The organism is Paenarthrobacter aurescens, assembly GCF_041549525.1.
GTDB classification, from domain to species: domain Bacteria; phylum Actinomycetota; class Actinomycetes; order Actinomycetales; family Micrococcaceae; genus Arthrobacter; species Arthrobacter aurescens.
The window spans coordinates 3,194,483-3,207,393 of the sequence record NZ_CP157456.1; the positions used below are offsets into that span (position 1 = coordinate 3,194,483).

General features: G+C 60.2%; 15 protein-coding genes. 8 read left to right on the forward strand and 7 right to left on the reverse strand.

All coding sequences use genetic code 11. The annotated features are described in order from the left end of the window. Positions 1–29 precede the first annotated feature (29 nt). Positions 30–263, forward strand: a complete 234-nt coding sequence (locus ABI796_RS14790) for a hypothetical protein (RefSeq protein ID WP_170224861.1) — start codon at positions 30–32, stop codon at positions 261–263. Position 264: 1 nt separating this feature from the next. Here ABI796_RS14790 and ABI796_RS14795 read toward each other — a convergent pair whose 3' ends face one another. Next, complete coding sequence (locus ABI796_RS14795; protein ID WP_141281466.1) at positions 265–1,893, reverse strand: TROVE domain-containing protein; 1,629 nt, start codon at positions 1,891–1,893, stop codon at positions 265–267. 361 nt (positions 1,894–2,254) lie between these two features. Further along, positions 2,255–2,467 (reverse strand): DUF4177 domain-containing protein, encoded by a 213-nt coding sequence (locus ABI796_RS14800; RefSeq protein WP_024817767.1) that lies wholly within the window; start codon positions 2,465–2,467, stop codon positions 2,255–2,257. A 237-nt stretch (positions 2,468–2,704) separates the two neighbouring features. Between ABI796_RS14800 and ABI796_RS14805 the strand changes: the two genes are divergently transcribed. Continuing rightward, positions 2,705–3,277 (forward strand): dihydrofolate reductase family protein, encoded by a 573-nt coding sequence (locus tag ABI796_RS14805; RefSeq protein ID WP_141281464.1) that lies wholly within the window; start codon positions 2,705–2,707, stop codon positions 3,275–3,277. 52 nt (positions 3,278–3,329) lie between these two features. Here the strand turns inward: ABI796_RS14805 and ABI796_RS14810 are convergent, their stop codons facing one another. Beyond that, positions 3,330–3,647, reverse strand: a complete 318-nt coding sequence (locus ABI796_RS14810; protein WP_141281462.1) for a hypothetical protein — start codon at positions 3,645–3,647, stop codon at positions 3,330–3,332. A 70-nt stretch (positions 3,648–3,717) separates the two neighbouring features. Here ABI796_RS14810 and ABI796_RS14815 point away from each other — a divergent pair, with 70 nt between their 5' ends. The 4 genes from ABI796_RS14815 (at position 3,718) to ABI796_RS14830 (ending at position 7,414) form a co-directional block, all read left to right on the forward strand. Next, positions 3,718–4,560 carry a response regulator transcription factor gene (locus ABI796_RS14815; RefSeq protein ID WP_246095672.1) on the forward strand — a complete coding sequence of 281 codons (843 nt, stop codon included), beginning with the start codon at positions 3,718–3,720 and terminating at the stop codon, positions 4,558–4,560. Positions 4,561–4,849: 289 nt separating this feature from the next. Beyond that, on the forward strand, positions 4,850–5,899 hold the full coding sequence (locus ABI796_RS14820; RefSeq protein WP_141281460.1) for an ATP-binding protein: 1,050 nt from the start codon (positions 4,850–4,852) through the stop codon (positions 5,897–5,899). Positions 5,900–6,014: 115 nt separating this feature from the next. After that, positions 6,015–6,902, forward strand: a complete 888-nt coding sequence (locus tag ABI796_RS14825; protein WP_141281458.1) for a hypothetical protein — start codon at positions 6,015–6,017, stop codon at positions 6,900–6,902. Between the two features lie 122 nt (positions 6,903–7,024). Beyond that, entirely contained in the window at positions 7,025–7,414 is a 390-nt protein-coding gene (locus tag ABI796_RS14830; RefSeq protein ID WP_141281456.1) for a DUF4870 domain-containing protein, read from the forward strand. Positions 7,415–7,569: 155 nt separating this feature from the next. On the opposite strand, the gene ABI796_RS14835 is transcribed toward ABI796_RS14830, so the two are convergent. After that, positions 7,570–7,704, reverse strand: coding sequence for a hypothetical protein (locus ABI796_RS14835; protein WP_281283968.1), 135 nt, complete (start codon positions 7,702–7,704; stop codon positions 7,570–7,572). 25 nt (positions 7,705–7,729) lie between these two features. Between ABI796_RS14835 and ABI796_RS14840 the strand changes: the two genes are divergently transcribed. Both ABI796_RS14840 and ABI796_RS14845 read left to right on the forward strand, forming a co-directional pair. Beyond that, positions 7,730–8,137: an NPCBM/NEW2 domain-containing protein gene (locus ABI796_RS14840; protein ID WP_170224860.1), complete on the forward strand. Its 408-nt coding sequence runs from the start codon at positions 7,730–7,732 to the stop codon at positions 8,135–8,137. A 227-nt stretch (positions 8,138–8,364) separates the two neighbouring features. Beyond that, the gene (locus tag ABI796_RS14845; RefSeq protein ID WP_141281452.1) at positions 8,365–9,012 is read left to right on the forward strand and encodes a hypothetical protein; all 648 of its coding nucleotides are present in this window, start codon (positions 8,365–8,367) and stop codon (positions 9,010–9,012) included. 88 nt (positions 9,013–9,100) lie between these two features. Here the strand turns inward: ABI796_RS14845 and ABI796_RS14850 are convergent, their stop codons facing one another. The 3 genes from ABI796_RS14850 to pdhA are packed head-to-tail and all read right to left on the reverse strand — an operon-like array spanning position 9,101 to position 12,902. Beyond that, positions 9,101–10,603 carry a dihydrolipoamide acetyltransferase family protein gene (locus ABI796_RS14850; protein WP_141281450.1) on the reverse strand — a complete coding sequence of 501 codons (1,503 nt, stop codon included), beginning with the start codon at positions 10,601–10,603 and terminating at the stop codon, positions 9,101–9,103. Then, positions 10,591–11,679, reverse strand: coding sequence for an alpha-ketoacid dehydrogenase subunit beta (locus ABI796_RS14855; RefSeq protein ID WP_141281448.1), 1,089 nt, complete (start codon positions 11,677–11,679; stop codon positions 10,591–10,593). The genes ABI796_RS14850 and ABI796_RS14855 overlap by 13 nt, the downstream gene beginning before the upstream one ends. Further along, a complete protein-coding gene (gene pdhA, locus ABI796_RS14860) occupies positions 11,676–12,902 on the reverse strand; it encodes a pyruvate dehydrogenase (acetyl-transferring) E1 component subunit alpha (RefSeq protein WP_141281446.1) in 1,227 nt (408 codons plus the stop codon). The genes ABI796_RS14855 and pdhA overlap by 4 nt, the downstream gene beginning before the upstream one ends. Between the last annotated feature and the right edge of the window lie 9 nt (positions 12,903–12,911).

Sequence of the window (12,911 nt, forward strand, 5' to 3'; positions counted from 1 at the left end):
GAACGGGTACACAACGTGTTTGTGACATTTTGGACCGGCTGAACGCGGGGAGTGTCGATGCGTCAGACGCGGCCTTTGATGATCGCGGCGATCAGTTCTTTGCTGCAGCCCACGGCAGCAGCCAAGGCACCATAGGACCACCGTTGGGGATCTTCCTGGCGGGCACGGCGTATAAAAGCATCCCGCTGCTGCCGATGCCTTTCCGCGAGCGCAAGGGCATCGGCAGCGCGGCGGTGATGCTCGCGAGCCTGTTGAATGCTTGAGTCAGATGACACGGGCCGAAAAGTCGTTCAACAAAGTGGGCAATGATGCGTCGAAACCAGCAATGTCCAGCATGCCCGGGTCAGCAGGATCGGCAATGCTGAAGTCCGTGGACGTCAGTCCAACCACAGCCAGCCGGGCATCTATTCCTGACCAATCCCGGTACCTGCGCAAGGCCTCATGCGGGTGAATGCGGCCTGCCCAGGTCTCGTTGTCGGTGTAGATGACGAATGTGTCCACCTTTACCTTGTTTGCCGTAGCCCACAACATCGGCAGCGCACAGTCCGTCCCGCCGAAAGGCAACCCGGAGATTGTGCCCAGCACGTCATCCAGCCTCTGCCGGGGTGAGATTGGCAACGGCGAGATTCCGTCCATTGCCACCTTGCGCTGGAACAAACCCGTCCTGACGGCGCCCGAGTTGGACGTGAAGCCGAGGGTAGTGGTTTTGGGCTCCGTTGCAGCCGTGACCAAAGCCATCGCAGCCGAGACTTCCCGGGCCGTGATGGGCAAACCCGAAACGGGCATGGTCATGGAACCGGATACGTCCAGTGCGAGCAGAGTCCGCTTGTTGGCGGGCGTCACTGTTGCAAAGGAAGCGTAGAAGGCAGCATCCAGAGCATCCACCACCTGACTTACGGGTTCCCACGAGGACTTTCCGCGTGCGGAAGTGCCGGAAGCGTAGGTCCGCGCAGCCACCAGGACGTTGACCGGGTGCACCCTGGCCTTCTGCAGCCTGGTGCTGTCCGTGAGCTGGCGAGTGACGGCGTCGAGCGTTTCCGACATCGGCGCGAGCAGGCCAAGGCGCGTCAGCCGGGGCAGCTGCCGCATGAGTGCCGTCTGCGGGATGCCGTTGTCCAGGAGCTTTGACCAGACAGCGGGTTCCCGAAGGGCAGCATTGGGCAGCATTTCCCACGACAACTGCTGGTAGTCCTCCAAGAGGGCAACCCATTCAGCGGGCGTGGTGGCAGCCTGCACCTTCTCGAATCCCTCAATGAGCTGCGGCCCCTCAGTGCCGCGGCCACAGATCCAATCGAAGAGCTGCTTGCGCTTGGCTTCAGTTGTAGAGGGGTGTGCGAGGCGCAGAAGATCCTTGTGCGCCCAGCCGCCACGCTGCCTGTACTTCACAGCCTGGTAAGCCACCTCGTCCACTGGCTTGGAAACGTACCAGTCAGCAACTGCGCGGCGCAGACCACGGCCCCAACCACGGAACTGCTCAACGTAACCGGCAAAGAGGAACAAGTGCGTTCCGGTGCGCGCCACCTTGGGCAGCGCTGTCAGCGCGGCCTGCCGTCCGTCCAGGTCACCCAGAGCCGCGGCGGCGGCCAGGCAGAACAGCGCAGGGTTGTTCCGCGGCGCGCGCCCGGCATCGGAAATCGCGAGGACTTCGTTCACGAGTTCGGTGGTCCTTTCACGGGCCCACCCGAGTACGACGTCGGCGTTTTCCACCGTTAGCGCGTGTTCGGAGCTGTAGTACGTGCCGCCGTCGGTACCGAGCACCAGAAAGCGGCGCAGGCGTTCCAAAGGCGCCACAGTGAAGGCATGACCGCCAGCGTTGTTGGGAACCTGGCGGGAATCGGAGGGCTGCGACTGGGGCGTAGCCCGTAGGTTAATTGCGCTTAGTGCATCGGCCACAGTGGTCCTCCCATAAGTGAAAGTGGCGGCGGGCGTGTTTGTGAGGTCCGGGATGCCCAATGCTCTACCAATATGAGCTACCGGAGCGTACTCCGGGCGGGATTCGAACCCGCCACCTTTGGGTCCTTAACAGAGGTAACCGGATCTCTCCGGCCCGCCGCCACTTTCAGTTTCGTGTGCGTGGACGTATTTGATAACCGTCGGATCATCTCTTGCCGCCCCGATAACTCAAAGCAGCAAGGGCAGGGATCGAACCTGCTTTATACCAAGTAACCGACGGTTTTCGGCCCACTCACTATTTAGGAGTGTAATGCATTACACCCCCTACGCGAAAGGGTGTAATCCGAAAGTTTGGAAGGGCTTAGCCGACCCGCTCAAACACCATGGTGGCCTGGATCCGATCGCCCCCGCCGATCACGCCCTTGCTCCCACTACTGGCCGTGGTGATGGTGTGCAGCCGGTAACCTTTGGCGGCTTGATCGTTGATGGCCTTTTCCAGGGAGGGAAGATTCCCCGATCCGGCGCCCCACATCTTCTCTTTCAGGATCACTTGGAGAACAACGTACTGCTGCATTTGCGCCACTTCCTTCTGTTGCTGGACGGTTGCGTGCAAGGCTACTCGACGCCGACGGGTCCTCCATCGAGCTCGACGACTGCCACTCCGACAGGAACAAGCACGCCGTAAAAACCCCCAAAAAGCCACCGGCAAGCGGGCCAGAAAATCTGACCGCAATCCGTAAGCATTCTGCGGTGGGTTCGGTAGCATCGAATGACTGAAAGCCATTTGTTGCCGAAATCGATGAGGACGATCATGGGCAAAGTCGCTTGGGGTTTCACTTGTTCACTCGACGGCTTCATCGCGGGACCTGATCATGACATGAGCTGGCTGGCCGCTGCGGAGCCCCTGGCCGAGGGTGTCACTGAACGCTTAGCCGGGGAAGTCGCAGTCATCATCGCAGGAAGAAACGGCTACGACGCAGCACAAGCCCAACGCAACGAGCGGGACGAGATGACGTCCGAGGCATACGGCGGGGCATGGTCAGGAACCGAGATCATCCTTACCCACCGACCCCACGAGATAGCCCACGATCCTTCGATCGTCGCGATGAACTGCGGAATTGTTGAGGCGATAGATCGCGCTCAACAGATCGCCGGTGACCGGAACATACAAATCATCAGCGCGGACATCGCCCGCCAGGCCCTCGAGCACAACCTCATCGATGAGCTGCAGGTCTTCGTCGCGCCGGTGTTCCTCGGTGATGGCATCCGGATCTTCGAGGTATCTGGCGGATACCGGTACGACTGGGAACTCGCAGAAACTTACGAGGGGGCCGAACGCAGCTTCGGCCGGACATATCGCCCAAGACGCCACCGCCCGAGCTAGCGTTCAACGACCAACCTCGTAATTTCAGCGTTCATCGATTCAGCTGCCCGGACTAGCCCGACATACCGCTGAGCTTCGCATCCGATGGCTTCACTTGGCAGTAAGCCTTAGCCGAGAGCTTGTAGGCAGTTACTTTAAGTGCACTGGGATTCGTTTCGCCCTTATCCGCATAGATCTTCTTAATGACGTTGGTCTGGTCCCCGGACTTCATGGCGTTGAAGTCCTTGCAGTTGGTGTTGGCCCCAGGGGTCCCACACGATGTCAGCCCGGCAGCAAAAACCAAAGCTAGGGCCAGCAACCCAGCACGTTTGCTTGCCGATACTCCGGATTTCAACACAGAGATGCCGTTGGATTTGTGTGAAGTTTCCATGGCTGGATTCCCTTCGAATAGAAGAACCGCAATTGCGGAAGTGGTTCAAACTATGAATCCAGGAGGAGCCTTGGGAACCGCTGGAGAGCTGAGTGTCACCACAAATGGTGACCTCACCAAGGGCTCACACCTTCAAACCTTCAAAGTGATACTCCACTTCAGCCCGAGTCGTCTGCCGCAGCTCGAAGGCCGAACATATGCTGGCGTCAAAAGAGTCAGGCTGCATCGCGAGGGGGCTAAATTGAGGCGTCGTGTGGTGAGGGTGGGAGTGGTCGATGACCATGAAGCAGTTCGAATAGGGTTCGCAGCGGCTGCCTCGTTGGACGCTAAAACGGCCGAAGTGCCTGTTGTAGCCGTTCGCCTGGCCGACACTGTGAATTCACTTTTGTCTGGAGGCAATACTGTTTTTGACGTCGTTGCCTTGGACATGTCACTTGCAGATGGGTCACGCCCCAGGGAAAACGTCCGCAGGCTACTCGCGGCCGGTTATCCCGTGCTGGTGTTCAGCGTTGGGGACAGACAAGAGGATTTGCGGGAGGCACTGGCTGCTGGAGCTTCGGGGGTCTCCCGGAAGTCAGAAAATATACGTCAGACTCTGGAACTGATTCGGCAGGTTGCCTGTGGCAAGACCATTGACAACCAGGAACTGGCTGCGGCCATTGATGGTGACCGTGAGTTCGTCGCGGCTCAGCTAAGCGACCGAGAGCAGGAAACCCTCCGCCTGTACGCGGCCGGATTCACGCGATCCCAGACTGCATCGCGGATGAACGTGACCGCCAATACTGTGGGGACGAATATTCGGCGCATTCGCGAGAAATATGCGGCCGCCAACCGTCCGGCGACTTCCAAGCTTGAGCTCTATCATCGAGCGGTCGAGGACGGACTTTACACACCACAGAATGGCCTCGACTAGCCAGACCTTGCAAAGCATCCATGTCACCTGTTCTGATGACGAAAAGCTTGATGGGCGGATCCGCCCTGAAGTTTCTTCCGGCATCCGGATAGTCTTCCGACAATAGTTTGGAGGATCCGCGTTGAGCCAGACAAACGTCGAGAATAGCAACCAACCGTACTCCAGGGCGAACATCGAGTACCTTCTAGCCCGATGCTCAGGTTTGGCGGCCCTGGTTTTGTACTGCCTTGCTCTTCCGGAGATTGTGTCTCAAATACCGCTGCACTCGCCCCTCTGGGATCTGACATTCATGGCCGGGATCCCTATCGCCATTATCGGAACGCTGGTGAGTCGCCGGTCTCTGAAGCGGATCAAAGTCAGTGCCGGAATCGCGGCTGCATTGATCCTTTGCGGCTTCTCATTTTGGCATTTCGGCTTTATCGGAGACGGCAGTCAGGTTGAGTCCAGGCCTTGGTCAAACGGAGCAGCATCCATAGGTGTTGCTTTGGCGGCAGTCGCCGTCCGCCCCGCGGCAGCCACCATCTATAACGTCCTTTTCAGCATGATGCTTGTGCTGGTTCCAGCAACGGGATACGGCAACACCCGGGGTTGGTATGACTCAGCGCAGGATGGACTCCTGTCTCTGGCACTCGGAATTGTGATTGTCACACTGATGTGGGCTCTGCGTGACGCGGCGTCCGCGTCTGACCGTGCTGCAGTGAGAGCTGTCGAAAGATTTGGCCAAGTAGCTCGGTCAGAAGCCATAAGAACGGAAAGGGCGCGGCTCGACGGGCTCATCCACGACACGGTGATGGCCACGCTGATAGTCGCGGCCCAGGCCCGCTCCCAGGAAGTATTCGATGCAGCACGTAAAGCGGCGGCCTTAGCGTTGGCCGAGCTCGCTGCGATCATGTCGGGCCGTGAGGACGACAGCACGTCTATCAGTCGTCAAGAGTTTGTGAACAGACTTCAGGCTGCCACATCCGGCTACTCCCCTGTCTTTACCTGTGAGCCAGGACGAGATCCGATGATGTTCCTCCCACTGGGTTCCGCGCGTGCCATCATTCAAGCCGCCACAGAAGCCGTGCGAAACAGCTGCATGCATGCCCCCGGAACCCCGCCTCACATCGTGGTCCGTTTTGGTCCGTCGCAGCCGATGTCAGTCCGGGAAGTCACTGTGCAGATATCGGATCAGGGGCCGGGCTTCGAAGTATCCCATGTGTCGCCCCGCAGGCTGGGTGTCCGTGTTTCCATCATCCAGCGGATGACCGAGGCCGACGGCGAAGCCCAAATATCTTCCTCAAAACACGGAACAACGGTGCGGTTGACTTGGCGCGAAGGATGTGACGGCCGTGGATAGATCTCTATCAAGGCGTGTCATCCTGGCGTGCAGCATTCCCTATCCAGTTGTCCACATTATTCTCGGCCTTGCCAATCTACATCGAGTAAATTCAGCCGCACCGCCCCTGGCTGCCATGGCTATTTGTGTTGCCGTGATAGTCATCGTTTCCGTCTCGGACGCCCAGCGGCCGCTTGGCGTAGTTGCCGCCTGGGCTGCTACGGCCGGCGTCTTGACTATTGAGGTTCTGGCTAAGAGCGCGCTGCCCGTGGGTACGCATCCCGGCTACGCGGCTTGGCATTGCGGAGCAATCCAGATGCTATTGGTAACCGTTGCCCTCCGAGGCCGAAAAGTAATTGCCTGGTTTGGAATTGGCGTCTTCGCCGTGGTCGATTTCGTGGCTTCCCTTGCGCAGCAGCTGACTCTGAATGCGGCGCTGGCAATGGTAGTGACTCCGCTCCTGTGGATGGGTATGGCGACGGCCCTGAGTTTCATCCTCAGGCGTTGCGCGAGGCAAACCACCGCTTTCACTGAACAAGAACAGTCTTCGGCCAAGACCTTGGCCACCCAAAATGCACGCGACCTTGCTCAAAATGAATGGATGCGTGATCTCAGCAGGGCGGCACGGCCAATGCTGGAACGCATCGCCGAGGGCGCGATTGGGCCGGCTGAGCAGGAAGTTTGCGTCCTTCTCGAAGCCGAGCTGCGGGATCAAATTCGTGGGAGGTCCTTGGCCTCTTCGGCTGTATTGCATGCAGCCCGAGCCGCAAGAGCAAGAGGCGTCAGGGTAGATATTCTGGATGACCGTGCCACTGACCTTCCCGAAGAATTACTCTCAGAGGCGACCGCACAGTTACTCGGAGCCCTTAATCGCGCTGAGGACGGAGCTGTGAAATGCCGAGCCCTCCCTGAAGGCGCTGACGTCGCCGTCACAATCCTGGCCTTCAGCGAAGACGCGGACGAAGAGGCTCTGTTTATGGAAATCCGGCACGAATCGAAGGACGTAGTCAGTCACCAGTTGTAGTGACATTTACAGCTGACCGAGGGCTTGAACTACCTCAGGCACTTAGCCTTCAAGAAGCCAGAGTCAAACGATTCCGGAACGTCCGGTCATCGCCACTCTGAGATCAGAAGGTCGTGATCATCATGTCGGCACAGCCAATCCAGGTTTCTCCCCGACCGGGTACCAGCCATCATGCAGAACTCTCACCCCAAGCCGAGACCACTTTGGCCATGTTCGCCCATCTGAGTGGGCTCTTGGGCATTGTGGGGCCCTTAGTTGTATTTCTCGTTTTGCAGGAGAAATCGCAGTTCGCCCGCAAGCAAGCCCTGGAAGCGATCAACTTTCATATCACGGTGATCCTTGCAGTGCCGGTTGGCATTGCCTTCGTATTCGCAGGGAACCTCTTCGGCTCATACCAACCCATCACGGTCATTGTGGCTGCCGCCTTGATCTTCCCCATAGTGGCAGCGACCAACGCGGGAACCGGCCAGTTCTACCGGTACCCCTTGGCAATTCGCTTCATCAAGATCTGATTCAAGGCTCGAGAGAGAAAACCCATGCCTAAAAAATTTTCACGCACAGCGATCACCATGGTCACCCTCATCGGCCTTGCCTCGTTGACTGCTTGCGCGGCTCCGTCACCTGAGGTGGCCGAGCAACCCTTAGCTGAAGAGGCATCCTCGTCCAGCTATTCGGCGCCCGCTTCTCCAACAGCGACGCCAACGAAATCCATGTCAAGCACCCCTTCAGAGACTGGAACTGCCGCACCTTCTGGATCGGCCTCTGCAAGCCCCACGGCAACTTCCAGATCAACAACCACCACGTCTGGCTCCTACAGGCTTACCGATGTGGCGGCGGCAGCGTGGGGCAACGGTTTCAACACCGAGGATGGAGTGACCATCCAAACCACCAAGTTCGCTGAAGCAATTGTGGGCAGCTATCCTTCCAGCTCCACCAACAAAACGAACACGGCGTCGTGGGCCTTGAAGGGACTGTGTACGTCTTTTACGGTTTCCGTTGGTCAGGATGCTGCTTCCCCTGACGTTGGCGGAAGCACCCACTTCATCGTCTTTGTTGACGGAGCTGAGAAGGCCCAAGAATCAAAAGGCCCTTACGATCAGCCGACTGAGCTGACAGTCGATGTCACGGGCGGCAATCGTCTGGAGCTTCTGGACCTGCGAACCCATCAAGACGGTCATAACGTCTGGGGCAGCCCCCGGATTGCTTGCTCACAAAACCCATCCCCCAAGAAATGACTCCGGACAAGGTAAAGCTCATGGGCAACAAGCTTCTTTCCATACCAGTACTTGCTGCAGCCGTGGCACTTGCGGGGTGCTCAGGGGGTGCCCCTGCGGCAGGCCAACCCTTGCCAGCGTTTGAGTCGACCGCACGGCCAACCGCGGAGACTTCATCGGCGCCGCCACCTTCATCTACACCAACCATTGCCACGCCGCCTGAAGTAATCTCTCCAGCACCCCACACCATGGACTGGAAATTCGCCAACGACAGCGGTTACAGCTACACCATGTCAATCGGACTTTGGGACACTGTGACAGTTCCAGCTAGTGGACCTGTTGCTCACCCTGGGAAGAGTAGTTTCGTCTTGGGAGGCACCTGCACCTACGACCCTCAGCGGGATGCCGTTATTCCCGGCGCCCTTGTAGCCAAAGTGACCACCGAATCCTTTACAACAACAGTAAGTATGAAAGCCATCATTTCCAGTTTTGGGCTGGACCTCGAGAAGTATTCCGGAGCGGGGGTGGCACCGGCACGCGAGGATAAACGCATTCAAATTGCCCAGTCATTCAAATCAGGTCCGAGCTGCCAAGCATTCTCGAGCGAGAACTCTGTGGGCTACGGCGAAGCCGGTGGGTTTGGCGTGAAGTGGGCGGATCCTCAACCGCCGGGCACCACAATGTCGCACCATTTCTTCATCATCGTCAAGAACTACCGGAGTCCAGCTACACCCGCTGGAGACCAAGAACTTCTCAACGCCATTGGTATTCGTCCAATTTCCAGCGGCGACACTTCAGATGCCGCGAGCGTGTTCAAGGAAGTGGGAGAACCAACTCAGGGCAAACGCAGCTACCGAGGGCTAACACTCTCAGGCATGGTCACAAACGGTCCGTGACATGCGGCTCCAGTGGTCCTTCCCAGAAGGGGAAGAACCACTGGAGTGAGAGACCGTCCGGAAAAACCCCACGGGACGTGAGAGATGGTCACATGTCCGCGAGGGCGCCGCCTGGGTTTTCGATTGCGTCGGCTACGTACCGGAGGAAGCCGGCTGCGGTTTCGCCGTCGCATACCCGGTGATCGAATGCCAGGGTCAGCTCGGTGACCTTGCGGACGGCCAGCTGACCGTTGACCACCCAGGGCTTGTCGATGATGCGGCCCACTCCCAGCATGGCCACCTCGGGGTAGTTGATGATCGCTGCGGAACCGTCCACACCAAACACGCCGTAGTTGTTCAGGGTGAAGGTGCCGGAGCCCAGTTCGGCGGGGGTCGCCTTTCCATCACGTGCGACGGCGGTGAGTCGGCGGATCTCTGCGTCCAGTTCGCGGGCACTCAACTCGTGGGCGTTGCGCACGGACGGGACTACGAGTCCGCGGTCGGTCTGGGCAGCGAAGCCAAGGTTGATGCCGTCGAAGCCAACGATCTCCTGCGAACCGTCCGCAGCAGTTTCAAAGCGCGTGTTCAGCGCCGGGTACTTTTTTAACCCAGCCGTGACAAAACGGGCAATGAAAGCCAGCAGACCAGGAGTATCGTGCGGTGCGCGCTTCTTGAGCTCAGCCCGCATCTCCAGCAGCGCTGTTGCGTCCACGTCCACCCACACCGTGGCTTCGGGGATTTCCGAGCGGCTTCGGGTCATGTTGGCAGCGACGGCCTTGCGCACCCCACGGACGGGCGTCCGGGCAGAGACGGACAGACCGGTTCGGCTATCAACGGCACCCGCATCAGCAGAGGCAGCGACAGGCGCAGCAGCAACAGGCCCAGCAGCGGGAGCAGGAGCTTCAACAGAAGGAGCAGAAGGCGAAGCAATCACAGCTTCCACATCCCTGCGCATGATCAATCCGCTGGCACCGGAGCCCTCAATCGCGTCGAGGGAAACACCATGGTCGCGCGCCATCTTGCGGACCAGCGGCGAGATGACGGCACTGAGCTTGCCGGGGATACGCGTCCCGGCAACAGCCGGCTCCATCACCGGCACAGCAACAGGCTCAACAACCGAAGAAGCAACAGAAACACTCGCCTTCCGCGGACGGGTCCGGCCACCGGTCACTCCCCCGGGCGTTCCGTACCCAATGAGCACGTTGCCCGAGCCTGCCTTCTCCTCGGTCCGGTACGTCTCGGCGGCAGCTTCCACCGCGGAGGAAACGTCAAGACCGGAGGACACCGGCGACGGATCAACGGAACCAGCAGGAACCGGGGCCGCGGCAGCGGGCGCACCAGCGGAAGTACCAGCACGAGCGATCGAGATCAGCGGCTTGCCGACGTCGAGCGTTTGACCGGCTTCACCGTGCAGCTCGGCAACGGTGCCGGCGTACGGCGAGGGCACCTCAACCATGGACTTGGCGGTTTCAACCTCGGCGATGGGCTGGTCAACCACAATCTCGTCGCCCACGGCAACGAGCCAGTTCACCAGTTCGGCCTCGGTGAGGCCTTCACCAAGATCGGGCAGTTTGAAGACCTGCATATCTGAGCTCACGGTTAGTCCTCCCATTGAAGGTCGTCAACGGCGTCGAGGATGCGGTCGACGCTTGGCAGGTAGTAGTGCTCCAGCTTGGGAGACGGGAACGGGACGTCGAAGCCGGTCACACGGAGGATGGGCGCGGCGAGGTAGTGGAACGCGCGTTCCTGGACGCGGGCCACGATCTCCGAGGACACGGAGGCGAACCCGTGGGCTTCGGCGATCACGACGGCGCGTCCCGTCTTGCGTACTGACGCGCACACGGTCTCGTCGTCGAAGGGGACGAGGGTGCGGACGTCGATGACTTCCAGCGATCGGCCCTCTTCGGCGGCGGCAGCCGCAGCGGCGAGTGCGGTGGGAACGGACGGTCCGTAGGCGATCAGCGTGGCGTCCGTGCCGGGACGGGCAACAGCCGCGCGGCCCTCGGTGGAGGTGCCGGCGTCGTGCTCTGCCCGCAGCGCACCCAAGTCAACCTGGTCCTTGGACCAGTAGAGCTTCTTGGGTTCCATGAACATCACGGGGTCATCGGAATCGATTGCTTCGCGGAGCATGCGGTAGCCGTCGGCCACGGTGGCCGGGGTGTAGACCTTGAGCCCGGCGGTGTGGGCGTAGTAGGACTCGGAGGAGTCGCAGTGGTGCTCCACTCCCCCGATGCCGCCCGCATAGGGAACACGGATGACCATGGGCATTTTGAGTTTGCCCTTGGTGCGGTTGTGCATTTTGGCTACGTGGCTGACGATCTGTTCGAAGGCCGGGTAGGCGAAGGCGTCGAACTGCATTTCGATGACGGGTCGCATACCGTTGATGGCCATACCCACAGCCATGCCCACGATTCCGGATTCGGCCAGTGGGGTGTCAAAGCAGCGTTGTTCGCCGAATTCGGCCATGAGGCCGTCGGTGATGCGGAAGACGCCGCCCAGCATTCCCACGTCCTCGCCGAAGACCAGGACGGAAGAGTCGGCGCGCATGGCATCGGCCATGGCTGTGTTCAGCGCCTTGGCCATGGTGAGGCTTTGCGGGCCGGTGGCTTCGGCTGTGGCTGCTGCGGACGCGGCGGCGCTGGCGGTGGCTGCGCTGACGTTGCCGTTAGCGGTGGTGGTGACGGTCATTTTGCGCTCTCCGTTCCGGTGTTGTGGGTGGCACCGGCGCTTTCGGCGCGGGCGAGTTCGCTGGCCAGCAGCTCGGACTGTTCTTTCAGCTGCGGCGTTTGCTTGGCGAAGACGTACTTGAAGAGGTCAAGCGGCTGGACGGGGACATCCTCGCCCAGGCCTTCACGGAGCTGGGTGGCCACGGCTTCAGCGTGGGCAGCAATCCGCTCGTTCGCAGCAGAATCCAGCAGCCCCTTGTCCGTGAGGTATGACTTCATGCGTGCCAGTGGGTCCTTGGCCTGCCACTCGGCAACTTCACTGTCCGGACGGTAGCGGGTGGCGTCGTCGGCGTTGGTGTGTGCCTGCATGCGGTATGTGTGGGCTTCGATCAGCAGCGGGCCGGAGCCTTCGCGGGCCAGTTTCACGGCCCGGTCCATCACGGCGAGCAGCGCCACGAGGTCGTTGCCGTCAACGCGCTCACCGGCCATGCCGTAGCCAACAGCCTTGTGGGCCAGCGACGGAGCAACGGACTGGTGGCTGAGCGGTACGGAGATGGCGTACTTGTTGTTCTGCACGAAGAAGATCACGGGCAGGTGGAACACGGCGGCGAAGTTCAGGGCTTCGTGGAAGTCGCCTTCGCTGGTGGCGCCGTCGCCGCACATGGCCATGACCACGGTGTTTTCGCCGCGCAGTTTTGCTGCGTGGGCCACGCCGACGGCGTGCAGCAGTTGGGTGGTGAGCGGGGTGCACTGGATGCCCACGTTGTGCTCTTTGGGATCGTATCCGCCGTGCCAGTCGCCGCGGAAAATGGTCATCACCTCAACGGGGTCCACCCCGCGGGTCATGACAGCGACGGCGTCACGGTAGGTGGGGAACAGCCAGTCACCTTCGCTGAGGCACATGGCAGCTGCAACCTGGCAGGCTTCCTGGCCGTGGCTTGAGGGGTAGACGGCCATGCGGCCCTGCCGGACCAGCGCAGAGTTCTGATCGTTGACGCGACGTCCGACGACGAGCTGCTCGTACGCGGCCATCAGTTCGGAGTCGCCGGGTGTGGGGTATTCGTGGCCGGGTTCGGTGCCTTGCTCGTCATGGGAGCGGAGGGTGCCGTCCGGGTTCACCATTTGAATCTGGTGCCGGGCGGGGAGCATGTAGTCCTCAACGCTGATGCCGAATTTTGTCCGAACGTCAGCAGCTTGGTCCTCTACAGCCGTTTCCGGCGCAGAGTGATCTGCGTGGATCGTCATTGGTCCGTC